Raw genomic sequence first — 23,096 nt, forward strand, 5'->3', positions numbered from 1 at the left:
GGCCGGGGATTTGGCCTGCAGCCGGCCACCGGCCGGGGGGTCGCCGCCGGTCAGTGCGCGAAGTGGCGTTCGGAAAAGTGCCCCCGCGGTTTGAGTTTGTCGAGGTGGGCGAGCGCGGTGAAAGTGTCGTCACGCAGCGCACGGGCCAAATCCGCCGAGAAGCCCTCCCGCACCACGATCCGCAGCACAGACACGTGGCTGGCGTTGGCCGGCATGGTGTAGGCGGGCACCTGCCACCCACAGGTCCGCAGCTCGTGGGACACGTCGAACTCGGTGTAGCCGCGGTCGCCGCGAAGCCGGGCGGCGACTACCGGAATCGCTGAGCCATCGGAGATCACCTCGAAATGCTCGCTGGCGGCGAGCCAGTCACCCAGCCAGCGCGCGGTCTGCGACAGGGTCTGCATGACCTTGGTGTAACCCTCCCGACCGAGCCGCAAGAAGTTGTAGTACTGGCCGACCACCTGGTTGCCCGGGCGGGAAAAGTTGAGGGTGAATGTGGGCATATCGCCACCCAAATAGTTGACCCGGAAGATCAGCTCTTCGGGCAGGTGCTCGGCGCTGCGCCACACCACGAACCCGATGCCGGGGTACGTCAAACCGTATTTGTGGCCGCTGACGTTGATCGACACCACCCGGGGCAGCCGGAAATCCCACACCAGGCCGGGGTGCAGAAAGGGCACGACAAAACCCCCGCTGGCCGCGTCGACGTGCACGGGAATGTCCACGCCGCCGCTGCGCGCCAGGTTGTCCAGGGCCGCGCAGATCTCGGCGACCGGTTCCAGCTCACCGGTGTAGGTGGTGCCCAGGATCACCACCACGCCGATGGTGTTCTCGTCGACCGCCGCGACCACTTGTTCGGGGGTGATGACGTAACGCCCTTCCGCCATCGGCAGATAGCGGGGTTCGACGTCGAAATAACGGCAGAACTTTTCCCACACCACCTGGACGTTAGAGCCCATCACCAGGTTGGGGGTGCGGGTCTTCCACCCGCCTTTTTCCCGACCGATTCGTTCTCGCCAGCGCCATTTCAGCGCCAATCCGCCCAGCATCACCGCCTCGGAGGATCCGATGGTGGACACCCCGGTGGCGCTGGAGGGGTCGTCATCGCGTAATCCCTCGGCGTGGAACAAGTCAGCAACCATACAGACGCACCGCTGCTCGATGGCCGCGGTGGCCGGGTATTCGTCCTTGTCGATCATGTTCTTGTCGAACGCTTCGGCCATCAGCTCCTCGGCCTCGGGATCCATCCAGGTGGTGACGAACGTGGCCAGATTCAGCCGCGAGCTGCCGTCCAGCATCAGCTCGTCGTGAATGAACCGGTAGGCGGCGTCGGGCTCCATCGACTCGTCGGGCATCCGCAGCGCCGGCACCGGCGCGGTGAACAGCCGGCCGGTGTAGGCGGGGGCGAGTGAGTGCACGGATGCAGACGGGCGGTGGGGCACGACGAATCCTTTCCTAGACTTTCCTGGACTTTCTTCCTAGGCGGTGGTCACAGCGAGGCTAAGGCGGTTCGGATGTGGCCGACGATCCGCGAGGCCGATGTCGGCGCGCTGCCCGGGCCCGGGTCGGCGGCAGCGAGGTTCGCCGCGCGGGCGTGCACGAATGCCGCTGCCGCGGCGGCCTCACCCGCCGGCATCCCGGCGGCCAGCAGCGCGCCGATCATCCCCGAGAGCACATCACCGGATCCGGCGGTGGCCGCCCAGGACTGGCCGGCCGGGTTGAGGTACACCGGGCCGCCGGGCTCGGCGATCACGGTGACGTTCCCTTTGAGCAGCACGGTGACACCCCAGGCGTCGGCGAGCTTGCGGGTGGCGCCCACCCGGTCTGGTCCCGGTGGCGCCCCGGCCAGCCGGGCGAACTCCCGGGCGTGCGGTGTCAACACCGTGGGGGCGTCGCGGGTGGTGACCAACTCCGGGTGGGCAGCCAGCAGAGTCAGCCCGTCGGCGTCGACGATGACGGGCAGGTCGGTCTCGAGCGCGAACCACAGCGCGGCGGCGCCGGTGTCCTCGGTGCCCAGGCCGGGTCCGACCACCCAGGACTGGACCCGTCCCGCGGCGGCGGGAGTGGGTGCGGCGACGACTTCCGGCCAGTGGGAGAGCACCTCGCCGAGCGCGCCGCCGGCATAACGCACCATCCCTGAGGTGGCCGCGACCGCGCCGCCGGTGCACAGCACCGCTGCGCCGGGGTAGGCCGACGACCCCGCCAGAATGCCGGTCACACCCTGGGTGTATTTGTCGTCGCTGGGTCCGGGCACCGGCCAGCGGGCCTTGACGTCGGAGGCTTCCAAGCCCAGCACATCGGTGCTGGGCAGATCCAGTCCGATATCGACCAGCTGGACGCGGCCGCAGTCAGCGAGCGCATGCACGGGTTTGAGCCCACCGAAGGTGACGGTCAGGGCGGCGTGCACGGCCGGGCCGCTGGTTGCGCCGGTGGCCGCATCGATACCGCTGGGGATGTCCACGGCGACCACGGGGATCCCGGCGGCGTCGACGGCGGCGAACACCTCGGCCGCCGCCGGCCGCAGCGGACCGCTCCCCGCCAGACCCACCACCCCGTCGATCACCAGATCCGTTGTCGCCGAGACATTGTCCACCACCCGCCCGCCGGCCTTGCGGAACGCTGTGAGCGCTGTGCGGTGCGTGCGCTCCGGGTTGAGCAGCACGGCCTCCGCGGCGGCCCCGCGCCGGCGCAGGAACGTCGACGCCCAGAGCGCGTCACCGCCGTTATCACCCGAGCCCACCACCGCGCACACCCGGCGGCCGGCAACTCCGCCGGTACGCGCCGTCAGCTCGCCGATGATCGCGGTGGCCAGCCCGAAGGCGGCGCGCCGCATCAGCGTGCCCTCAGGCAGGCTGGCCAGCAGTGGCGCCTCGGCGTGGCGGATCGCGTCAACCGAGTAGTACTGCCGCATCAGCTCGCTTGCCCCTCTGCTCGCTACCGACTCGCGCGCCCCCCGGGCTACGCGCCCGGGCCGCCCGGCGGGTCAGCTGCTGCACCGGGTGACCACCTTCTGCCGCGCCGCTTGGCGGCCCGCCGGTGCCGTCCGGGGTTCACTGTCGAAGCCTACCGTCGCGCCCGGGTTCGATGACGTCACCGACGCGCACTGCGTGGCATTCGGACAGCGTGCGCGGAGCCGGCCGTGGCGCGCCCGGATCCCTGGTTTGGCGACGAGCGTGGCAGTCACCGCGGCCGCCGACCGCCATCAGGGCCGCGGGTTTGTTTGCCGCCAAAGGGTTTTCGGTTCAGCACGGTGACAATGCACAAGCCCTGATGTTCAACGTCTTGCCTGCGTGACCGCCGCGCGGATCTGGCCTCGCCTCAGCGCGGCCGGTCGCGAGCCCCCGATCTGCCCGGTTTTGCCCGGATTGTCGCCGGGTTCACCGTCGGGCCGTCCCGACATCGGGCCAATGGCTCGAAACAGGTTCCGATGACAATCGCGGAGAAATGGCCGATCGCGGTGAAGTCGGGTTTGATGATCAGCATCACGCCGAATAGCGCAACCAGTGCCGCGACATACCCCCAGCGCCAGGGGGCCGCGATGTGATAGGTCAAAACGCCCATCACGCCGAGCAGAAAGTAGCTGACCCCGATATCGCGGGCGTGCACCAGCCGTTCGGGTGCCAGGTGGTGTTCGATCTCCTGATACAGCACACCTTCGCTGATGTAGGTGGCGACGATGTGCGCGGTCAAACCCACTGTAAGCCAGCGGATTTGGCCCAGCCAACGCTCAGCAGGCGCCAGGAATAAGGTGAACAGCACCACGTATGGCGTCCAGTATTTCCCGTCGATCCACAACAGGCTGGCGAACAGAACGTGCAGCGGATCTTTGGCCAGCTGTTGCAGGTTTGTCGATTCGTGGACCAGCAGCGTATGCAGCACCCGCCCGGTCAGCTGGTGCTGGAGGATCGTGGTACCCAGCAGTACGGTCAGCCACGCGTACGTCAGCGGCGCGCTGCCGATCCAGCGCAACACAGCAATCGCCCAGATTTTCAGACGTGGCGTCATCACTGGGTCCGGCACGGCGTCTACCCTCGCATGTCCGCTGACCGCCGGCGTGAAATCGTCAAAGATGGTCTGGCGGGCAGCGCTATTCGACGGTGACCGACTTGGCGAGGTTACGCGGCTTGTCGACATCGTAGCCGCGGGCCCGCGCCACCGACGCGGCGAACACCTGCAGCGGGATGGTCGACAGCAGCGGCTGGTACAGCGTCGACACCGCAGGGATCTCGATCAGGTGATCGGCGTAGGGGCGGACCGTGTCGTCGCCCTCCTCGGCGATCACGATCGTGATCGCTCCGCGGGTCTGGATCTCGCGGATATTGGACAGCAGCTTGGCGTGCAGCGTGGCGGAGTTTTTCGGCGACGGCATCACAACGATGACCGGCAGACCCTCTTCGATCAGCGCGATCGGTCCGTGTTTCAGCTCGCCGGCGGCAAAGCCCTCGGCATGCATGTAGGCCAGTTCCTTGAGTTTCAGCGCGCCTTCCAGCGCCACCGGATAGCCGACGTGACGGCCTAAAAACAGCACGGCCGAAGACTGGGCGAACCGCTGGCCCAACGCGGCCACGGGCTCCATCTGGGTGAGCACTCGGGCCACCTGCTCGGGCATCGACTCCAGCTCGCGATATTCGCGCTCGACCTCGTCAGGGTATTTGGTGCCGCGGGCCTGCGCCAAAGCCAGCCCGAGAAGGTAATTCGCAGCGACTTGGGCCAAAAACGTTTTCGTCGACGCCACCCCGATCTCGGGCCCGGCGCGGGTGTAGAGCACCGCGTCACATTCGCGGGGAATCTGCGAACCGTTGGTGTTGCAGATCGCCAACACCTTGGCTTTTTGCTCTTTGGCATGTCGCACCGCCTCCAGGGTGTCAGCGGTTTCACCGGACTGCGAGATGGCCACCACCAAGGTGCTGCGGTCCAGCACGGGATCGCGGTAGCGGAATTCGCTCGCGAGCTCCGCCTCCACCGGCAGCCGGGTCCAGTGTTCGATTGCGTACTTCGCCAGCAGCCCAGAGTGATACGCGGTGCCGCAGGCCACCACGAACACCTTGTCGATCTCGCGCAGTTCCTGCTCCGACAGGCGCTGCTCGTCGAGGACGATCCGGCCGTCGACAAAATGGCCCAGCAAGGTATCGGCCACCGCGGCAGGCTGTTCGGCGATCTCCTTGAGCATGAAGAACTCATAGCCGCCCTTCTCGGCGGCAGCCAGGTCCCAGTCGATATGGAAACGGCGAGCATTCGCGGCATCGTCGTTGCCGTCGAAATCGGTGATCCGATACCCGTCAGCGGTGATCACCACGGCCTGATCCTGGCCCAGTTCGACGGCGTCGCGGGTGTGGGGGATGAACGCGGCCACGTCAGATCCGACGAACATCTCCCCATCGCCGATGCCGAGCACCAACGGTGTCGAACGGCGCGCAGCGACAACGGTGCCCGGCTCGTCAGCGTTGGCGAACACCAGGGTGAAATGTCCTTCCAGGCGGCGCAGCACGGCCAGCACCGAGCCAACGAAGTCTCCGGCGGTTTCGCCGTGTCGATACGCCTGCGCCACCAGGTGCACCGCCACCTCGGTGTCGGTGTCGCTGGCAAATTCCACGCCGGCGGCCTCGAGTTCCCGGCGCAGGATCACGAAGTTCTCGATGATGCCGTTGTGGACGACGGCGATCTTGCCGGCCGCGTCCCGGTGCGGATGCGCGTTGCGGTCGGTGGGACGTCCATGGGTGGCCCAGCGGGTGTGGCCGATTCCGGTACTTCCCGCCAGATTGGCGGCAACCGTCTCGGCGATGGCTGTCTCCAGGTGGGCCAGCCGGCCGGCGCGGCGGCACACGGTGAGTTTGCCGCAACCGTCGACCAACGCGATACCCGCCGAGTCGTAGCCGCGATACTCCATCCGGCGCAACGCGTCCATGACGACCTCGCAGGCCGGGCGGTGCCCGACGTAGCCGACGATGCCGCACATAGCTGATCAGGGTAGTCCAGCCGCGCCGGGCCGGGACGGTGCAACCGGGCTGACCCGGCACCACGCCGGTCAGCGGATACCGTTGCGCCGGCTCAGGGCTGCCCGGGGCCCGGACCGTGCCAATGGCCCGGGTCGTGGGGGTCGCCGTCGTAGTAGTGGGCATCGTGACAGCGGGCCCAGTCCCAGTTGTCTCCCCAGGCTGGATCCCACGGCTGGCCGGGGCACCAGTGATAATCCGGCTGGGCCTGGGCGACGCCGGCCGCACCCACCGCGGCAAGCCCCAAACCTGCGGTCATGAGGACTGCTGCAGTAACGCCTGCGCTGGTTTTCATGGGTAGGTTATGAGCACACGAACCCGGTCCACACCAGTCACGGGGGCATGCAGTCCAGGATGCCGCGCCATCATGGTGATCGCTCGGCTGACCGGCCGCGGTGCGTTACCGTCGACAGGTGGCTAGTGCTCGCAAACTCGTCGCCGCCCTCACCCGGCGCGGCCCGCACCGGGTTTTGCGCGGCGATCTCGCCTTCGCCGGCCTGCCCGGAGTCGTGTATACCCCCGAGTCGGGACGGGGTCTGCCCGCTGTCGCGTTCGGTCACGACTGGCTCACCGGTGTGCACCGCTACCGTCGTGTGCTCGAGCACCTGGCCTCGTGGGGCATCGTGGCCGCCGCACCCGACACCGAGCGCGGACTGGCGCCCTCTGTGCTCAACCTGGCCTTCGATCTCGGTACCGCCCTCGACATCGTGGCGGGTGTGCGCCTGGGATCGGGCACGATCAGCGTGCACCCCGCCAAACTCGGCCTGGTGGGTCACGGCTTCGGCGGTTCAGCCGCGGTGTTCGCTGCGGCCGGCATGCCGGACAAACCGGCTGCGGTCGCGGCGGTTTTTCCCGCGGTCACCGAGCCCCCCGCAGAGCAGCCGGCCGCAACGCTGACCGTCCCCGGTGTGATCTTCAGCGCTCCGCAAGATCCGAAATCGTTGCGGTCCAACGCTATCGAGCTTGCACGGGCGTGGAGCACGGCAACGGTCCGGGTCATCCACAAAGCCCAGCCCGCCGGGCTGGCCGAGGGCCGGCGGCTCACACAAGCAATCGGCCTCGGCGGCCCGCACCGCAAAACCCAAGCGGCGGTTCGCGCCCTGTTGACCGGCTACCTGCTCTACGCAGTAGGTGGCGACACAACATATCGGGAGTTCGCCGACCCGAGCGTGCGGTTGCCCAAGACCCGCCCGGTCGACTCCGCCGCGGCGTCGGCCAGTCTGGAGGAGAAGGTGGTCGCTCTGCTGAAGAGCTGAGCGCGCCGACCGCCTGGCCGGCTGCTGCGACTCGCGACACAGCCGGTAGGGCCGATCTCGCCGACTGGTCCCGGGGGCGTCGCCGCCGATGGGCCGATGAGGCCGCCGCCGACAGCGCATGCCGAAGCGGCGCGCTGTCTCGAGCAGCCCCAGCAGGTGCTGCCGGGGTGACCGTCCGGGCCGGTGGCGGGTCAGCGTGGTCACTGCCCCGCCTGGGGAAGCTCGTCGGCGGCGATTTCGCAGGGCGTTGATCCGCCGGGCTGTGACTGTGGTGGTGGGGATGGGGGTGGTCCGCCATCGGGCGGTGCAGCGGTGGACGGCGGCTCCGCCGGGGAGGGGTTGGGCTGCTGGTCTGTGGTGTCCCCGGGGCGGCTGCCCGAGGCACTGGCCGCAACCGGCTCAGCGGCCGCGATGTCACCGCCCTCGGGCTCGTCGGCCTGCCCATCGGGTGGCTGGCCGGGCGGTGCGCCGGACTGGCCGTCGGCTTTCTCGCCGGGCTCCTCGGCAGGCTCGGCGGGCACATCGTCGTCGAGCGCAGCGTCCCCGTCGAGCAGGCCGTCAGGTGACGAGTCGGCCGCCAGGGAGTCGGCCACGCCCGCAGTCAGCGAAGCCAGCAGACCACCGATCGCCCCGGCGATCTGTCCGACCAGACTGCCAAGGCTGCCCACACCGCCGAAGGCGCCGGAATCACCCAGACCATCGGCCGCCGCCGGTGTCCCGGCGGGCATCCCGGGAAACGCTTCCAACCCGGGCGGCGCGGGGGCGAAATCTCGGGGGCCGGCCGGCGGCGGGGAGGTCGGCGGCATGGTATCCACCGCTGAACCCGCCGGTGGGAGTAACCGCGCGGCAGCCTCGGCACTATCCGGCGCCGATGCTGCTGCCCTGTCGCCGGCGGAAAGCGCCGCGGGCGCCGTGACCGGCGCAACACCGGCAGCCCCATCACCGTCCCCCGGCTCCTGCGGCGGCACCGGGCGGTCTGAGCCGAGATCACCGGGAAGTTCGAAACACCTCGTGGGCGCGGTCAACAACCGGTGGATCAGCGTGTCATACGATGCCGCTACCGCGGCTCGGGCCGCGCACATTTCGGTCAGCCAGTCGATCCGGATATCGGTGTCCACATACGGTTTTACTTCCTGATCGACGATCTTTTCGGCCGCGTCCACGTCTCCCGCGCCGGTTGTCACGGCCCGGGCGGCGGCCAACCATGCCGGCCGTTGCGCCAGGCTGCGGTCGTCGATGGCCACGGCCGCCGCAACCTTGGAGTCGACCAGCTGCCACAGCCCGTCGCGCAGGGCCGCGCACCCTTCGGCCGCCGCGCCCAAAGCAGCGACCACCGCGCCGCCGGCGTCACAATGACGCTGCACAAACCGGATCGCCGAGTCGGCTCCCGGCCCGGTCCAGGCCGCGGCAAGCTCGGCCACCAGCGCCCGCTGCAGCCGCAGCGCGTCCTCGGCCGCGGTGCGCACCGCCCACAGCAGCGCGCAGTCACTGTCGAGGGCATGCAGGTCAAGACCGTACTCGGTGTCATACCAGTCGCGGACCTGTGATTCGTGGGTGGTCAGGTCCGGATGGTGATAACCGAGCCGACCGCAGGCCCACACATAGCGCTGGGTGTGTTCGGCTGCCGGCCGGCCCTCGGCCAGGCGGGCCGCGACCTCGAACCGCCCCGCCACCGGGTCAGTCGATCCTGGCCGCGACGCGCAGCTCGGTGTGGGTATAGCGGTCCGCGGTGGCCCGCAGCGCGTCGGCGATCACGGCGGTGGTGTGTGACCACCGCGACACCTCGGCCGCCAACCGCTCCAGCGCGGCGCGCAGCTCCGCACCGCGGGCGCGGTGCGCCCGCCCGGCTGTTGCCCCGGCGAAAACCAAACCCGCCGACTGGTTGCGTGCCGCCTCGTCGAGCATCTGCGCGGTGGTGTCGAATCGGTTGGCGAGCGCCCGCAACGCGCCGACGTCGATAGCGGTCCGGTCTGGCTGTCCCATACCCGGCTAGGATGCGCCGGACCGGCATGTGGTTCCCGGCCTATGGCGGCGACGCACCCGTCGGCCGGGGCCGTCGGGGCCTCAGGCGGAGGCGGTTACCGAATCGGCGACCGTGGCCGCGAGCCGGCGCGCGACGTCTCGATCAGTAGCTTCCACCATCACCCGGATCACCTGTTCTGTTCCCGAGGGGCGCAGCAGGATCCGGCCGGTGTCTTTGAGCTGGGCTTCGGCGTGCCGGACCGCGGCCTGCACAGCGGGCGACGCAACCGCTGCGGCCTTGTCGGCGACCTCGACGTTGATCAGCACCTGCGGCAACGCGTGCATCGCCGAGGCGAGAGCGGCCAGCGATGAGCCGGTCTGCGCCATCCGTGACATCAGCCGCAGCCCGGTGAGGATACCGTCACCGGTGGTGGCCAGCGCCGGCATCACAATATGCCCGGATTGCTCGCCGCCCAGCCGGTAGTCGCCGGCCCGTAACTCCTCAAGAACGTAGCGGTCACCGACGTCGGTGGTCCGCACGGTGATACCGGCCTTGCGCATGGCCAGGTGCAGCCCCACGTTGCTCATCACGGTGACCACCAGCGTGTTGGACGCAAGCTCACCGGCTTCCTGCATGGCCAGCGCCAGCACCACCATGATCGCGTCCCCGTCGACCACCTGGCCGGCGGCGTCGACCGCCAGACAGCGGTCGGCATCGCCATCGTGCGCCAGTCCCAGATCGGCGCCGTGCGCCAGCACCGCGGCCCGCAGTGATTCCAGGTGCGTGGACCCGCAACGGTCGTTGATGTTCAGCCCGTCGGGTTCGGCGTTGATGGCGATCACCCGGGCACCGGCAGCGCGGTATGCGCGCGGGGCAGCCACCGACGCTGCGCCGTGGGCGCAGTCGACGACCACGCTCAGGCCGTCGAGCCGGACCGGGCAGGCCTTGCCCACCTGCTGTAGATAACGATCCATCGCGTCCCGGGCGTCGACGACTCGGCCGATCCCCGCCCCGACTGCACGCAGACCCGGACCGGTGGCCAGCAGATCTTCGATCTGGTCCTCGGTGGCGTCGTCGAGTTTGTGCCCGCCCGGCCCGAAGATCTTGATGCCGTTGTCGGGCATCGGGTTATGTGAGGCCGAGATCATCACGCCGAAGTCGGCGTCGTAGGCACTGGTCAGATATGCCACCGCGGGAGTCGGGAGCACGCCGACCCGCAACGCGTCAACACCCTCGCTGGTCAGGCCCGCGATGACCGCAGCCTCCAGCATCTCCCCGCTGGCCCGCGGATCCCGGCCGACCACGGCGACGCTGCGGCGGGCGGCGGTCGAGCCGGCCAGTCGGCGCGCCGCTGCAGCGCCCAGGCCCAGGGCAAGCTCAGCGGTCAGCTCCCGGTTGGCAACCCCGCGCACCCCGTCGGTGCCGAAAAGTCGACCCATGCGGACAAACCTCTCATAGGTGCACTCCCTTTGTGCCGTGAGGGTGCGTGTTTGTCCGCCGACACGCCGCACGTTGCGTACAACGTGGCACGCTCGCGGCTCGACCGTGATCGCCGGTCAGCGTTTGCTGTACTGCGGGGCTTTGCGAGCCTTCTTCAACCCGTACTTTTTGCGCTCCGTAGCCCGCGAATCACGGGTGAGAAACCCCGCCTTTTTCAGGGCGGGCCGGTCCTCGGGCGAGGCCACAATCAACGCCCGGGCGATGGCGAGCCGCAGCGCGCCGGCCTGCCCCGACTGTCCCCCGCCGTCGAGATGAGCAAAGATATCGAAACTGTGCAGCCGGTCCACGGTGACCAGCGGTGCCTTGATCAGTTGCTGGTGCACTTTGTTGGGGAAGTAGTCTTCCAGGCTGCGCCCGTCCAGGTCGAACTTGCCGCTGCCGGGAACCAGCCGCACCCGGGCGACAGCCTCTTTGCGGCGGCCCACGGTCTGGATCGGGCGCTCGAATACGAAGGACTCCGCCGGGGAGCCCGCCGGCGCCGGGGCCGCGAAGGTCTCGGCGGTCGCGGCGTCGCTGGTTTCGGTGCCTGCGGTCATTGCGCTACCTGCTTGATCTCGTACGGAATGGGCTGCTGAGCGGTGTGCGGGTGCACGGGGCCGGCGTAGACCCGCAGTTTGCGCTTGATTTTCCGCCTGAGCTTGTTCTTGGGCAGCATGCCGACGATCGCCTTTTCGACCACGCGATCAGGGTGTTTGTGCATCAGCTCCCCGAGCGTGCGTTTACGCAACCCGCCGGGATACCCCGAGTGGCGATAGACCAGCTTGCTCTTGAGCTTGTCGCCACTGAGGGCAACCTTGTCGGCGTTGACGACGATGACGAAATCGCCGCCGTCGACGTGGGGGGTGAACGTCGGCTTGTGCTTACCGCGCAGCAGGGTGGCCGCCGCGGCGGCAAGGCGGCCGAGCACCACGTCCGTAGCGTCGATGACATACCACGACCGCGTGACGTCACCCGCCTTCGGCGTGTAAGTAGGCACAGCGCTTACCTTCTTCTCTCAGGGTGGATCCCGGCATCAGCCGGGGACCGGTCCAGCGTGGGCGATGGGATGTTCTCGGCGACCAGCACTGGCCCAGTTCCCGGCCTACGCCGGGAGTTGTTGCCAGCATTCCGTCGCCGTCCCGGCGTACCGCACGCCAACGCAGCAGCTTACCGGCGGGCATCCGTGCAGGTCAAAATACGTGCCCGGGACGGGCCTCGTGCCGGGAGAGGCCGCGTCATCACCGCACGTGGGCCATGTGTCGGGCAGGTGACTGTGGGCCCCGACGCTCTCCTCCGTCGGGGCCGCACAGAGTCGGTGGTCCGCCGCGTTCCCGCTAGCCTGCCCAACTGCTCGCCGCCTGCCGGTCGGCGTCGGCCATCTCGGTGGCACCATCGCGCACCGCGTTGCCAAGGTTGATCAGTATCTCGTTGAGCGCAGCGGCCGCGTGGTGCCACCTCAGCTGCTCGAGGCGGTACGCTTCGGCGGCTTCTCGGGTCCACTGTTGCTGCAGCGGCGCGATCTGCGCGCGCAGCTCCTGTAGTGCGGCAGTCAACCGGGCCGCGGTGGTATGGATGTCCTGACGGACGGCGTACTCGAGTTCGTCAAAGTTGTACGACAACACCGGGTCCATGGGCGGTGACCTCGACTCACAGGTGTCCGCTGGCAGCCGTGATGTGATGCGCGTGGTTCTCACTCGCCTGCTGCAGCACGGCCGCGTTGTGCCGGATGGTTTCGGCGATGGTGTGCAGCGCTTGGTGCAGCTTGATCGTCTCAGCATTCCAGCGGCTCATGATGTCTTTGAACCGCATGGCCGCGACACCGTGCCACGCTGACGGCGGCACACTGCTCATGCGCCCGATAAAGGCGTGTAACATCGCCCTGATCTCCTCATTCCGGGTGTCTGTCATAGCCGCGACCGACCGCATCAGATCGAAGTCGGTGCGCAGGGTGTTGACACCTGCCGGTGCGCTCACGTGCTCCCCTTACGCTTACCTGTTCGCGAGGACTTCTCGCGCCGGATAACAGCTATGACCCCGCGGACTGCCGTGTGGTTCCCGGCAAATCGGTCAACTCGCCGACCGGTTCAGGGCGCGGGCCGACCGCACCGCCTGCTCGCAGGCTTCACGCACGAGTTGCTCTCCGCCGGGCGGGCTTTGGCAGCCCACGCTGATCCGCACCGCACCGTCGAGTAGCACGGTCCACCGGATGTCGTGTCCGGTGCGCACTTCGCGGTAGGTGACTGCGGGTCGCCCGGCGGTCTGCCCGGCCGGGTTGAAGTCGACGAAAACACCGGCCGGCTGCGCATCGATCGCCTGTTTCAACGTTTCCGCGGTGCGGGCCAGTGTTTCCCCGGCCACCGGCGATTGCGTCACATGCAGCGCCACCTCGGGATCCCCGGGTGCACTGACTCGCACCCGCGGGGAGCCGGGCCCGCCGACAATACGCTGGACCGCCCAGTGCGCCGGAACCGTCAACGCTACCCGACCCTCGACCAGAAAGGTCGTCGGCTCCGTCTGCGCCGGCAGCTCGCGATGACCTGGGATCGCCAACACCGCGGCAGCCGACGCCACACCGGCAAGCGACATCGTCGCCCACACCCCGCGACGGCGCAGGGTATGCCGGGGTGAGTCGGCGGGTTGGGCCGGCGCCGGCCTGGCCGCAATGTGCTTTTTGACCAGCCGCTGCAGCCCCGCATCACCGACTTCCACCACGCTGCACCCGGCTTCGGTGCCGCGTAGTGCCTCCGCGATCAACGCCGCCAGGCCGGCTGCCGCGGTGATCGTGCCGGGCGCGTCGATCACGACAACAACCGGGCCGCCCCGGCTTGTGCGGGTGACAGCCTGCGCCACCGTGTCGGCCACGGTGTGCGGCTCACCGCTGCGGGGAACCGCCGCCACCGCGCAACCGGTGACGACGACCACCCGCTCGGCGACCTCAACCACCACCGGTTGCGGGTCTGCGACCGCCTGAGCCAGGAGCCAGGACCGCGGCCGCGCCACCACGTCACCGGCGATCGCCCCGGCCGCGGCGCTGACCATGTCCACACGCCATGTCGCCCACCACGACGGGTGGACGAGCAGCACGGCATCTGCGCGCCCGCAGTCCAACGACCCCAGCACCGCCGACCACACCGCCTCAACAGCAACCGGATGGCCGTCGACCAGCCCGACCGCGTCATCGATGGCATCCAGCGCGGTGTCGGCCAGTTCGGCGTCGGCGACCACTGCACCACCGCAACATAATCGGCGCACAGCACCCGGACCCGCCTCGATGACGACGCGGTGCGCGCTCACGGCGGCGGGCTCCAGCCGACCTGCACCAGCTGCTCGTCACCGTGACCCGCAACCAGAATGCCGCGCCCCGGCGGCAGCGGGGCGAAACGAGCGGACCCGATCACCGGTCCCTCCTCGGGGTGCCCGCTCATGAGCAAAGCCAGGCAACCTGAGTCGCGGAGCGCCGCGAGCAGCGGCTCGAACAGCCCATGCGCTGCGCCGCCGCTACGGCGTGCGATCACCAGATGTAAACCGAGATCCCTTGCATACGGGAGGTATTCGCTAATCGGCGTCAACGGGTTGCCCGCGGCGGTGGCGACCAAGTCGTAGTCGTCGACAATGACATAGACCTCCGGACCCGACCACCAGGATCGTGCCCGCAGCTGCGCCTGGGTAACCCGGGGTGGTGGCATCCGCCGCTGTAGTAGCTCCAGCACCTCAGGAAGCAGTGCCCTCAGCGCTGTCACCGAGATGGCGTAGCCGCCGAGGTGCTCGGATTCGACCACGCCGAGCAGGCTGCGCCGGGCGTCGACAACGAACAGCTGCGCCTGCGCGGGCGTGGTGGTCCGGACAATCTCGCGGCACAGTGTGCGTAGCGCGCTGGTCTTGCCGCACCGGTTGTCGCCGAGAATCAACATGTGCTCATGTTGGTCGAAATCGACTGGGACAGGCTGTAGTTGGCGATCTTCGAGCCCGATTAGGATCTGGGTGCGCAGCCGGTCGCCGGCTCGGTCGACGACGACGGCGTGATCCACCTGCGTGGGCAGCAACGGTATCGGCGGTGCGACGGATCGGCCGTGGCGGCGCCGCAATTCCTCAGCCACCTCGACGCTGGCTTCGGAAAGCCCCGCGGTTGAGTCCAGCCCGTCCAGCCGCGGCAGGGCGACCACCATGTGCAGCCCTTCGGGTGAGAGTCCCCGGCCCGGGCAACCGGCCGGAACGTGGCATGCTCGCTTACGATCCATTTCGGAATCGGCGGGATCACCCAACCGCAACTCGATCCGGGTGCCGATCTGGTCTTTGAGACCGGATCTGATCTCCGCCCAGCGCGACGCCGTTAACACCACGTGCACCCCGAACGAAAGCCCCTGCGCCGCAAGTGCAGTGACGGCCGGCTCGAGTCTGTCGAACTCGCGGCACAAGCCCGCCCATCCGTCGATGACCAGAAAGATGTCGGCCGGCCGGGCGGTGCCGGCGGCGGACTGCAGGCCCCGATACTGGGTGATCGAGCTGATACCGTGGTCGCGAAAAAAGACTTCCCGGGAGCGCACGATCGACTCCAGTTCAGCGATCGTGCGGGTGACCCGTTGCGGCTCCGCGCGCCCGGCTACCGATCCGACATGGGGCAACGCGCACACCGAGCCCAGCGCTCCGCCGCCGAAATCCAGACAGTAAAACTGCACCTGGTCGGGACTGTGGGTCACGCACAGCGCCGTGATCAGTGTGCGCACCGCCGTCGACTTACCTGATCGAGGTGCACCAACCACTGCGACATTGCCTGCCGCACCGGACAAGTCGACCATCAAAGGGGTGCGGCGCTGCTCGAACGGGCGATCGACGATTCCGATGGGCACCGCCAATCGCGCCGGGGCCACGTCAGCGGGTGTGGCCGCGCGAAGCACGGTGTCCAAAGCTGGCGCCGATCCCAGCGGCGCCAGCCACACCTCGTGCGCGCGCGGTGCGCAACCGGCGAGGCGATCCACCACCGCCTGCAGGACAGTACGCGGGGTCTGCTGGTCGTCCGGCGCGGCAGCTGTGCCGGTGACCGGCCCGGCGGGAGTCACCCCGAACAGCCGAACCGATGGCGCAGCCGGCGCGCCGCTGGACGCGGAAACGGCAGTGGGCTTCGGGCAAGGCCCTGACACGAACGCCGTCTGGAAGCGGATCAGCTCACCGGTGGCCGTCCGGAGTACACCGGCGCCCGGAGTGTTCGGCAACTGGAAGGCGTCCGCGGTTCCCAAGGCCAGCCGTGACTCGTTGGCGGACAACGTTTTCAAGCACACCCGGTACGACAGGTGTGATTCCAGCCCACGCAGTCTGCCCTCGTCGAGCCGCTGACTGGCTAACAACAGATGCATCCCCAGCGACCGGCCCTGACGCCCGATCGCCACGAACAGATCAGCGAAATCAGGGTGCTGGCTCAGCAATTCGGAGAACTCGTCGACAATGATGAACAAAGCCGGCAGAGCGGGCAGGCGGGTGCCCGCCCGCCGCGCCTGCTCATACGCCGCGCAGCTCACGTAATTGCCCGCCGCCCGCAGTAACTGCTGGCGGCGGTACATCTCACCCGCCAGTGCGTCCTGCATGCGGACGACCAGCTGAGCCTCATCAGACAGATTGGTGATCACCGCGGCGACGTGCGGCGCCTGCTCCAGGTGCAGGAAGGTGGCGCCGCCCTTGAAATCCACCAGCACCAGGTTGAGCACGTCGGTGGGGTGCCGGGCCATCATGCCCAGCGCGACTGTCCGGAGGAATTCTGATTTGCCCGACCCTGTCGCCCCGATGCAGAGGCCATGCGGGCCTGTGCCGTGCTCGGCTGCTTCCTTGATGTCGAGTTCCAACGGGGCACCCGCCTCCGTGATACCGATGGGCACACGCAGCCGATCACGATGATTGCGGCTGCGCCACAAGGCGATCGGATCGAATGCGGTGACGTCGCTGATGCCAAGCAGGTCCGGCCAGGGTGAATCGCTGCTGCGCGCAAGGCTGCCGGTGCTGTTGAGTACGTGGTAGCCGCCCAGCCGCCGTGCGCATTCCACTGCCTCGACCATGTGGAGCCGGTCCGGGCGCGCGCATACCTGCCGGTTGTCGGCGCCGTACCGGATCACCAGGTTCTCAGCGGTGACGTGCAGCCGCACGCCGCCGGCGGCCGCCCGGGCGTGCGCACCGTCGCCGGCCACCAGGGTGGTGAATCCCGCGATCGGGTGGCCGCCGAGCCGATCACCGCCGTCGACGACGACCACCACGTGCGGCGGTGCGAGGCCCGCAAGCCGGTTCTGCGCTTCGCCAACCGACGAATACACCATGCGGGCGGCACCGATCGCATCGGTGAGGGTGGGATGCCGATTGTGCGGCAGCCACTTCAGCCAGTCCCAATAGCGGCGAGTGGTGTCGCTGACCACGCCCGCGATCAGCAGCAGGTCCGGGGGGTGCAGCACCGCAAGTTGACAGAGCATCGCACGCAGCAGCCCGCGCACCCGGGCCGGATCGCCGTCGACCGTGACAACGGCGAGTCCGGTGAGCGCGACCGTGATCGGCGCGTCCGCGATCGTCGAGTAGGTGCCGATGAAGCGGCGCAGCGCTGCCTCGGTCACCGGGTCGGCGCGACCCGCGGGCTTCGGGGGCACCAAACGCGTCGCTGCTTCGCGGATCCCGACTCCGACCCGGACCTGGCAGAAATCCTGGTCGGCCGGCCGGCGTTCCCACATCCGTCTGCTGCCGATCAACGTCCACAGTGTGCCCGGCTCAGGATGACGCCAGGCCAGCCATCGCCGCTGCGCTGCGGCGGTTTGGGCTACCGCGGCCCGCAGACCGCTCAGGTAGCTGAGGTAGTCGGCGCGGTCGCAGTCGATCTCGTGACCGCGCCGACGCTCATGTCCACTCGCGTATGTCGCGGCCGCCGACACCAGAATCGTCACCGGCAATGCGTACAACATCGGGTGCACCATCGGATCGTGTGCACTCGCCGGTCCCCGGCGCACCAGCACCGTCATCATGACCAGCACCACCGCCGAGGTGAGCAGCGGCACCAACCGGGACAACAGGCGTGAACGTGTCCGCGGCGGCAGCTCCGGCGGCGCCGCGACGGTGATCTCACCGGTCGCACCCGCCGGCGGCGCGGTACCCGGCGCCGGCACGAAACCTGTCGTCGCGCCGGCGCGGTCGCCCTGAGCCATCCGGGCACCGTAAGCAGCGCAGACACCGGCCGCAAGTCGCAGCTGGGGATGGGCGAATACCCCCGGCGCGGGTGCTGGCTAGGGTGCCGACACGAGAACCCGTATCGGGAAGGGGTTTGCGGTGCCTGAATCCGATCCCGGTGTGCGCCGGGTCTGCATTCACGCCGGTGTTGACCGTGTCGATCTGGCCGTGCCCGCCGCAATGCCGGTCGCGACACTGATACCGGCGGTCGTCGACATCCTGGCAGCCGCAGACCACCGCAGCCCCAATCCGCCGGCGGCACCGGCGGCAACACGCTACCAGCTGGCCCGGCCCGGGGTGGCCCCGCTAGACCCGTCGACAACGTTGGCACAGAACGATATCCGGGACGGAACACTCCTTGTTTTAACCTGCTCCTCAACCGAGCCGACGCCCGCCCCGGCTGTCGACGACACGGCTGAGGCGATGTCTACCACACTTGGTGCGGTGACCCGGTCGTGGACCCCGAATGCGACCCGGCTCACGGGTGCCGCGACCGCGGGCTGGCTGGCCTGTACGGGTTTCGTTGTGTTGATGCGAAACATGTTTGTTACCAGCAGTTCTCGCCACCTTTTTCTCACCGCTGGCGTCGCGGCGGTGCTCAGTTGCGTGACATGGTCGGCCTCGGTGCTGTCGTACCGGGCATATCGCGACAAGGCGGTCACACTGACTCTGGGGCTGCTGGGTGTCGGATTCTCTGCTGTAGCAGGCTTTTTCACGGTGCCGGGCGGACCGGCCGCACCCAACCTCTTGCTCGCCGCCACGGCAGCCGCTGTCACTTCGGTGCTGACTGTACTGGTAACCGGCTGTAGCGCTCCCTGTTTCGCGTCGATAGCCTGCGTCGCGGTGGTCGTCGCCGTCGGTTCGGTCGCCGCCGTGACCACCGCGGTTCCGTTGACCGTCCTCAGTTCGGCAGCGGCGGTGGCCTCGCTTGGGCTGCTTGAAGCGTCGGCGCGGGTGTCGATCGTGGCGGCGGGGTTGTCACCCTGGCCGGATCTCGACGCAGATAGTGCCGTACCGGCTGCGGATTGCCTGGCTGCCAAAGCGGTTCGGGCGGATAGTTGGCTGACCACGCTGACCGGGGCGTTCTGCTGGACAGCCGGTGCCGGCGCAGTCGCCACCGCTGTCGGAGTACACGGCAGCGGGGCACCCCGCCTCGGCAGCGTCGTGTTCGCCATAGTGGTGGGCGCTGTGCTGTTGTTACGTGCGCGCGCACAGGCGAACACCCGGCGAAGGGTGCTGCTTCTGAGCAGCGCGATCGCCACGAGCAGCGCTGCTTGGGTGGTAGCCGCGACGGCTTGGCCGTCGTATGCCCCGTGGATCGCTGCGGCGCCGATCATGCTGGCCGGAGCGGCGCTATTTCTGGGTTTCACCGCGCCGACGATCGCATTCTCGCCTGTGGCGCGCTTCCGCGTTGACCTCCTGGAGTATCTGCTGTGGGCCGCCGCGATCCCTCTGGCATGCTGGATCAGCGGCCTCTACGGCACCGTCCGTCATCTGAATCTGACGTGACAACCTCACGTGCACTGCGTGTGGCGGCGGTCACGGTGATCACCACGGTTTCGCCCTGTTTGGCGCCGACGGCGCAGGCGGTTTCGCCACCACCGGTCGACGACAGCCGGCTGCCCGGACCGGCCCGGCCGGCCCCACCGGAACCTACCGTCCAGCGCGAGCTGTGCGCGGTGCTGTCGGCGGATTCCGGGGCCGGCGACCGCGGTGCTCCGAGTCAGCTCGCAGGCCTTGCCCTACCCCAGGTCTGGCAACTCACGCGCGGGTCGGGGCAGCGGGTGGCGATCATCGACACCGGGGTGTCGCCGCACCGGCAGCTGCCCGGCCTGGTGGGCGGCGGTGACTACGTGTTCACCGGTGACGGCACCCAAGATTGCGATGGACACGGCACGGTGGTCGCCGGAATTGCCGCTGCGGCAGCGGACTCGGAATCCGACAGCTTCAGCGGTGTGGCTCCCGAAGCCACCGTGATCAGCATCCGTCAGTCCAGCACCAAGTTCGGCCCGCTTCGCGACCGCTCCAGGACCGGATTCGGCGATGTCGACACCATGGCGAAAGCAGTGCGCACGGCAGCCGATCTGGGCGCATCGGTGATCAATATCTCCTCGGTGGCCTGCGTTCCGGTGACCTCGACACTCGAGGACCGCGCACTGGGCGCCGCACTGGCTTACGCGGTCGACGTCAAAAATGCTGTCGTCGTCGCCGCCGCGGGCAACACCGGTGGTGCCGGGCAGTGCCCGCCGCAGCGGACCGAGCCGACCTGGGACAGTGTCACGGTCGCGGTCAGCCCGGCATGGTACGACGACTATGTGCTGACCGTGGGCTCGGTGAACACCGACGGCGCACCCTCGGCGTTCACCCTCGCCGGGCCGTGGGTGGATGTCGCCGCCCCCGGTGAAGCGGTGCTTTCTCTGAACCCGGCGGGCGACGGCGTGGTGAACGCAGCACGGGTCGAAAACGGCACCGTTCCGCTCTGCGGAACCAGTTACGCCGCACCGGTTGTCAGCGGTCTGGCAGCGCTGATCCGCGCGCGCTTCCCGTCATTGACAGCACGGCAGGTAATGCAACGCATCAAAGCCACTGCGCATCACCCGCCCGGCGGGTGGGACCCGTTGGTCGGCAACGGCGTTGTCGATCCTCTGGCGGCGGTCAGCACGGATGCGCCGCCGGGGGCCGCCCCCCGGCGTGACAACACGCCGGTGGCGATCCCGATACCGCCGGCGACCCGCCAGCCGGACCGTCGGGCCGCGCACATCGCACTCACCGGCGCGGGGATCTGTCTGGGGGCCCTGGTGGCGGCGCTTGCCCTGGGCACGGCCCGACGGCTATCGCGGATGCGGGCGGTGCGGGGCGCCGGTGGCTCCGGGCACGACGGCATCCCAGCCGGCTGACGCGTTATCCCTGCGCAGCTCCGGCCCGCAGGGCAGTGACGCCAGCAACGGCCACGGCGCCGGCACCGCCGTCGCCGGCAGGCCCAGATCGTGTGCCGCCTGGTCGTCGTGAATCGGGAAACGCACACCGGTGTCGGTGACAAGGTATCGGGTTGCGGCGCGGAGGTAATCGCCGGTCAGGGCTGCGGCGTAGACATAAGCGCTGCGCCCGGGTGGCAGATAGACGGCGTCCACAGCGGGACCACCGGCGTCAGCTTGTGCCAGGGTTACCGGTATTTGGCCGGCCGGAAGGGGTAAACCGCTGCCCGCGGAAAAGGAGATGCCGCTACCGCCGGACGGCGCCGGCGCCCAGGTTACGCACAGCGTGGTGGCGTCGCGCTCCGCCGGGGTCGGCGCCTGATCCGGAAATGTGGCCATCGGGAGGACATCCACCGCGGGACTGGAGCTGATGACGTCGGGGGCGACGGCGATGATGGTGTGGGTGGCCTGCGAGTCGCTCAGACGGATCAAATCCGCGGCGAGCGCTCCTATGCGCTGGACTCCGGTGCTGAACACCACGAAGTATTCATCGCGGTCGGCGCGCGCCACGCGCAGCACGCTTCCCACCGGGAATCCCGACAGTTTGGCGGGCCCGTGACCGCCGGCACCTGGGATCCGGGGAGCTTCGATCGGCGGCGCCTCCGGCACCGTGTTGAGAAATATCCGCGAAACACTATGCGGTGCAACGCTTTCTAAGCGAAGTGCACGCACAACCGTCAAGTCGGATAGATTCACCACCGCCCGGTGCCCGTTGTAGAGCAGATAAACCGGTGCGCCGGGGCCGGAGGCGACCAGGAGGCTCTGCTGGGCAGACAGCCTGCGGGCCGGCGGTCCGGGACGGGTTCCGGCGATCACCGTGGTGACTGCCGATGCCCGGTGGTCGGTGTCGCAGATCGTCCAGGCCGGTTCACCCACCGGAGGCGCCAGCAGCTGCGGAGCTCCCGGAATGCCGAGCAGCGGCCCGCGTGGGGTCCGGCGAAGCTCAGACTCGCTCACCGGTTGCGGGTCGGCGGCCGTCCCGGCGATCAATCGGGCCGAGGCCAGGTTCAACACCGGATGCACCGTGTCGCCGACACGCACATACAGCGCGCCGGACTGGTGGTCCATCACAATCGGCGCATTGCCCAACGCTGCCTGCGGGCGCAGAACGGCAAGCGCCGCGCATCCGATCACAATGACCAGCGTCAGCACACCGCCGGCGGCCAACGACAGTGCAGGCGCGCGGACCGGTTCATGGACCGTGCACAGATCGGCGCGCAGCAATGCACACTCCATGCGGCGCATGAGAAATCGATACCCGCTGAGTTGCAGCCGCGTCGCCGAGTGCCTCGCCATCGTTGGGCCTCACAATAAGACGCGGGCAGGGCCCGCGCCGACGCCGATCCCCAGCGCACCGCGTAGCCCTACAACGACCTGTAGCATTTTCTTGTGAGCATCGCCCGCCACCGACGCCCGGACCGGCATCGTTACCGGTCGGGCACCTGGCGGCCGGCTGGCCGGGCTATGGGGCTGGCTGGCGCGGCGCTGCTCGCGGCCGGCGTCCTGGTGGTGGCACCAAGCGCCGTTTCCGGCGGCGGACCGCTGGCCGCTGCGACGGATTGCCCCGACGTCGAGGTGATTTTCGCCCGCGGCACCAGTGAGCCGCCCGGCGTCGGACGCGTCGGGCAGGCGTTGGTCGATTCACTGCGCGAGCAGACCGGGCTGAACATCGATGCCTACGGCGTGAACTATCCCGCCGGCCGCCTCCAGCTTGGTGGCGGCGACGGCGCCAACGACACCATTTCGCGGGTCAAAAGCGTCGTCCAGACATGCCCGAACACCAAGATCGTGCTGGGCGGGTACTCGCAAGGCGCCTCGGTGATGGATATCGTCGCCGGGGTTCCGGTGGGGGGTATCACCTGGGGTAATGCGCTGCCCGCCCAATATGCCGACCACGTTGTGGCGCTTGCCACTTTCGGCAACATCGCCGACCGGTCCGGCACACCGATTTCCAGCCAGAGCCAGCTGCTGGGGTCCAAGACCATCGACGTGTGCAACCCCAGCGACCCGATCTGCCACGCGGGACCGGGTAATCAGTGGAGCGGGCACACCGAGGGCTACGTGCCCGTGTACACCGACCAAGCGGCGAGGTTCATCGCGGCCAGACTGTTAGCCGGCCAGCCGCATCTGCCCGGGGACAGCCAGCCGCAACCGACGTGACGGTCGGCCTGAGCGAGCCCCGATCGGTGAGGCCGGTGCTATCGCGCCATGAGTGGGTTGTCGACTGGTTTGCCCCGCA

The 23,096-nt window shown here is 68.7% G+C and carries 19 protein-coding genes; 4 read left to right on the forward strand and 15 right to left on the reverse strand.

All coding sequences use genetic code 11. The annotated features are described in order from the left end of the window. Nucleotides 1–50 precede the first annotated feature (50 nt). The 5 genes from gad to G6N08_RS01930 form a co-directional block, all read right to left on the reverse strand. Nucleotides 51–1,442: a glutamate decarboxylase gene (gene gad, locus G6N08_RS01910; RefSeq protein WP_163753730.1), complete on the reverse strand. Its 1,392-nt coding sequence runs from the start codon at nt 1,440–1,442 to the stop codon at nt 51–53. Between the two features lie 47 nt (nt 1,443–1,489). After that, on the reverse strand, nt 1,490–2,911 hold the full coding sequence (locus tag G6N08_RS01915) for an NAD(P)H-hydrate dehydratase (RefSeq protein ID WP_163753732.1): 1,422 nt from the start codon (nt 2,909–2,911) through the stop codon (nt 1,490–1,492). A gap of 407 nt (nt 2,912–3,318) precedes the next feature. Next, the gene (locus G6N08_RS01920; protein ID WP_163753734.1) at nt 3,319–4,005 is read right to left on the reverse strand and encodes a rhomboid-like protein; all 687 of its coding nucleotides are present in this window, start codon (nt 4,003–4,005) and stop codon (nt 3,319–3,321) included. A gap of 82 nt (nt 4,006–4,087) precedes the next feature. Beyond that, nucleotides 4,088–5,956, reverse strand: a complete 1,869-nt coding sequence (glmS, locus tag G6N08_RS01925; protein WP_163753736.1) for a glutamine--fructose-6-phosphate transaminase (isomerizing) — start codon at nt 5,954–5,956, stop codon at nt 4,088–4,090. A gap of 92 nt (nt 5,957–6,048) precedes the next feature. Continuing rightward, nucleotides 6,049–6,252: an Mtp family mycobacterial-type pilin gene (locus G6N08_RS01930; protein WP_281352671.1), complete on the reverse strand. Its 204-nt coding sequence runs from the start codon at nt 6,250–6,252 to the stop codon at nt 6,049–6,051. A gap of 154 nt (nt 6,253–6,406) precedes the next feature. Here G6N08_RS01930 and G6N08_RS01935 point away from each other — a divergent pair, with 154 nt between their 5' ends. After that, entirely contained in the window at nt 6,407–7,249 is an 843-nt protein-coding gene (locus G6N08_RS01935) for a dienelactone hydrolase family protein (RefSeq protein WP_163753739.1), read from the forward strand. 200 nt (nt 7,250–7,449) lie between these two features. On the opposite strand, the gene G6N08_RS01940 is transcribed toward G6N08_RS01935, so the two are convergent. From G6N08_RS01940 to eccCa, 9 genes are all read right to left on the reverse strand, one after another. After that, nucleotides 7,450–8,922, reverse strand: a complete 1,473-nt coding sequence (locus G6N08_RS01940; protein ID WP_163753740.1) for a hypothetical protein — start codon at nt 8,920–8,922, stop codon at nt 7,450–7,452. 4 nt (nt 8,923–8,926) lie between these two features. After that, nucleotides 8,927–9,232, reverse strand: coding sequence for a type VII secretion target (locus G6N08_RS01945; protein WP_163753742.1), 306 nt, complete (start codon nt 9,230–9,232; stop codon nt 8,927–8,929). Nucleotides 9,233–9,313: 81 nt separating this feature from the next. Then, a complete protein-coding gene (glmM, locus tag G6N08_RS01950; protein ID WP_163753745.1) occupies nt 9,314–10,651 on the reverse strand; it encodes a phosphoglucosamine mutase in 1,338 nt (445 codons plus the stop codon). 117 nt (nt 10,652–10,768) lie between these two features. Further along, on the reverse strand, nt 10,769–11,248 hold the full coding sequence (gene rpsI / locus G6N08_RS01955) for a 30S ribosomal protein S9 (protein ID WP_163753747.1): 480 nt from the start codon (nt 11,246–11,248) through the stop codon (nt 10,769–10,771). Next, complete coding sequence (rplM, locus tag G6N08_RS01960) at nt 11,245–11,688, reverse strand: 50S ribosomal protein L13 (protein ID WP_163753749.1); 444 nt, start codon at nt 11,686–11,688, stop codon at nt 11,245–11,247. The genes rpsI and rplM overlap by 4 nt, the downstream gene beginning before the upstream one ends. Before the next feature lie 337 nt (nt 11,689–12,025). Continuing rightward, nucleotides 12,026–12,322 (reverse strand): WXG100 family type VII secretion target, encoded by a 297-nt coding sequence (locus G6N08_RS01965; RefSeq protein WP_163753751.1) that lies wholly within the window; start codon nt 12,320–12,322, stop codon nt 12,026–12,028. A 16-nt stretch (nt 12,323–12,338) separates the two neighbouring features. Then, complete coding sequence (locus tag G6N08_RS01970) at nt 12,339–12,638, reverse strand: WXG100 family type VII secretion target (protein WP_163756540.1); 300 nt, start codon at nt 12,636–12,638, stop codon at nt 12,339–12,341. 120 nt (nt 12,639–12,758) lie between these two features. Then, on the reverse strand, nt 12,759–13,985 hold the full coding sequence (locus G6N08_RS01975; protein ID WP_163753753.1) for a type VII secretion-associated protein: 1,227 nt from the start codon (nt 13,983–13,985) through the stop codon (nt 12,759–12,761). After that, on the reverse strand, nt 13,982–17,860 hold the full coding sequence (gene eccCa / locus G6N08_RS01980) for a type VII secretion protein EccCa (protein ID WP_163753755.1): 3,879 nt from the start codon (nt 17,858–17,860) through the stop codon (nt 13,982–13,984). The genes G6N08_RS01975 and eccCa overlap by 4 nt, the downstream gene beginning before the upstream one ends. A 121-nt stretch (nt 17,861–17,981) precedes the next feature. Between eccCa and eccD the strand changes: the two genes are divergently transcribed. Together eccD and mycP are read left to right on the forward strand one after the other, a co-directional pair. Beyond that, complete coding sequence (eccD, locus tag G6N08_RS01985; RefSeq protein ID WP_163753757.1) at nt 17,982–19,391, forward strand: type VII secretion integral membrane protein EccD; 1,410 nt, start codon at nt 17,982–17,984, stop codon at nt 19,389–19,391. Continuing rightward, a complete protein-coding gene (gene mycP, locus G6N08_RS01990; RefSeq protein ID WP_281352673.1) occupies nt 19,388–20,779 on the forward strand; it encodes a type VII secretion-associated serine protease mycosin in 1,392 nt (463 codons plus the stop codon). Before eccD ends, mycP begins: the two co-directional genes overlap by 4 nt. Here mycP and eccB read toward each other — a convergent pair. Further along, nucleotides 20,714–22,153 (reverse strand): type VII secretion protein EccB, encoded by a 1,440-nt coding sequence (gene eccB, locus G6N08_RS01995; RefSeq protein WP_163753761.1) that lies wholly within the window; start codon nt 22,151–22,153, stop codon nt 20,714–20,716. The two genes, mycP and eccB, sit on opposite strands and share 66 nt — an antisense overlap. Nucleotides 22,154–22,321: 168 nt before the next feature. On the opposite strand from eccB, the gene G6N08_RS02000 reads away from it, so the two are divergent. Continuing rightward, nucleotides 22,322–23,017 carry a cutinase family protein gene (locus G6N08_RS02000; RefSeq protein ID WP_163756542.1) on the forward strand — a complete coding sequence of 232 codons (696 nt, stop codon included), beginning with the start codon at nt 22,322–22,324 and terminating at the stop codon, nt 23,015–23,017. Nucleotides 23,018–23,096 lie beyond the last annotated feature (79 nt).

It is taken from the genome of Mycobacterium botniense, assembly GCF_010723305.1.
GTDB lineage: Bacteria > Actinomycetota > Actinomycetes > Mycobacteriales > Mycobacteriaceae > Mycobacterium > Mycobacterium botniense.

What these genes read in the sequence shown, in the direction of transcription:
- G6N08_RS01915 (WP_163753732.1), bottom strand. Translation starts at nt 2,911, where the DNA reads ATGCGGCAGTACTACTCGGTTGACGCGATCCGCCACGCCGAGGCGCCA.
- G6N08_RS01920 (WP_163753734.1), bottom strand. Translation starts at nt 4,005, where the DNA reads ATGACGCCACGTCTGAAAATCTGGGCGATTGCTGTGTTGCGCTGGATC.
- glmS (WP_163753736.1), bottom strand. Translation starts at nt 5,956, where the DNA reads ATGTGCGGCATCGTCGGCTACGTCGGGCACCGCCCGGCCTGCGAGGTC.
- G6N08_RS01930 (WP_281352671.1), bottom strand. Translation starts at nt 6,252, where the DNA reads ATGACCGCAGGTTTGGGGCTTGCCGCGGTGGGTGCGGCCGGCGTCGCC.
- G6N08_RS01945 (WP_163753742.1), bottom strand. Translation starts at nt 9,232, where the DNA reads ATGGGACAGCCAGACCGGACCGCTATCGACGTCGGCGCGTTGCGGGCG.
- glmM (WP_163753745.1), bottom strand. Translation starts at nt 10,651, where the DNA reads ATGGGTCGACTTTTCGGCACCGACGGGGTGCGCGGGGTTGCCAACCGG.
- rpsI (WP_163753747.1), bottom strand. Translation starts at nt 11,248, where the DNA reads ATGACCGCAGGCACCGAAACCAGCGACGCCGCGACCGCCGAGACCTTC.
- G6N08_RS01965 (WP_163753751.1), bottom strand. Translation starts at nt 12,322, where the DNA reads ATGGACCCGGTGTTGTCGTACAACTTTGACGAACTCGAGTACGCCGTC.
- eccCa (WP_163753755.1), bottom strand. Translation starts at nt 17,860, where the DNA reads ATGGCTCAGGGCGACCGCGCCGGCGCGACGACAGGTTTCGTGCCGGCG.
- eccB (WP_163753761.1), bottom strand. Translation starts at nt 22,153, where the DNA reads ATGGCGAGGCACTCGGCGACGCGGCTGCAACTCAGCGGGTATCGATTT.
- G6N08_RS02000 (WP_163756542.1), top strand. Translation starts at nt 22,322, where the DNA reads ATGGGGCTGGCTGGCGCGGCGCTGCTCGCGGCCGGCGTCCTGGTGGTG.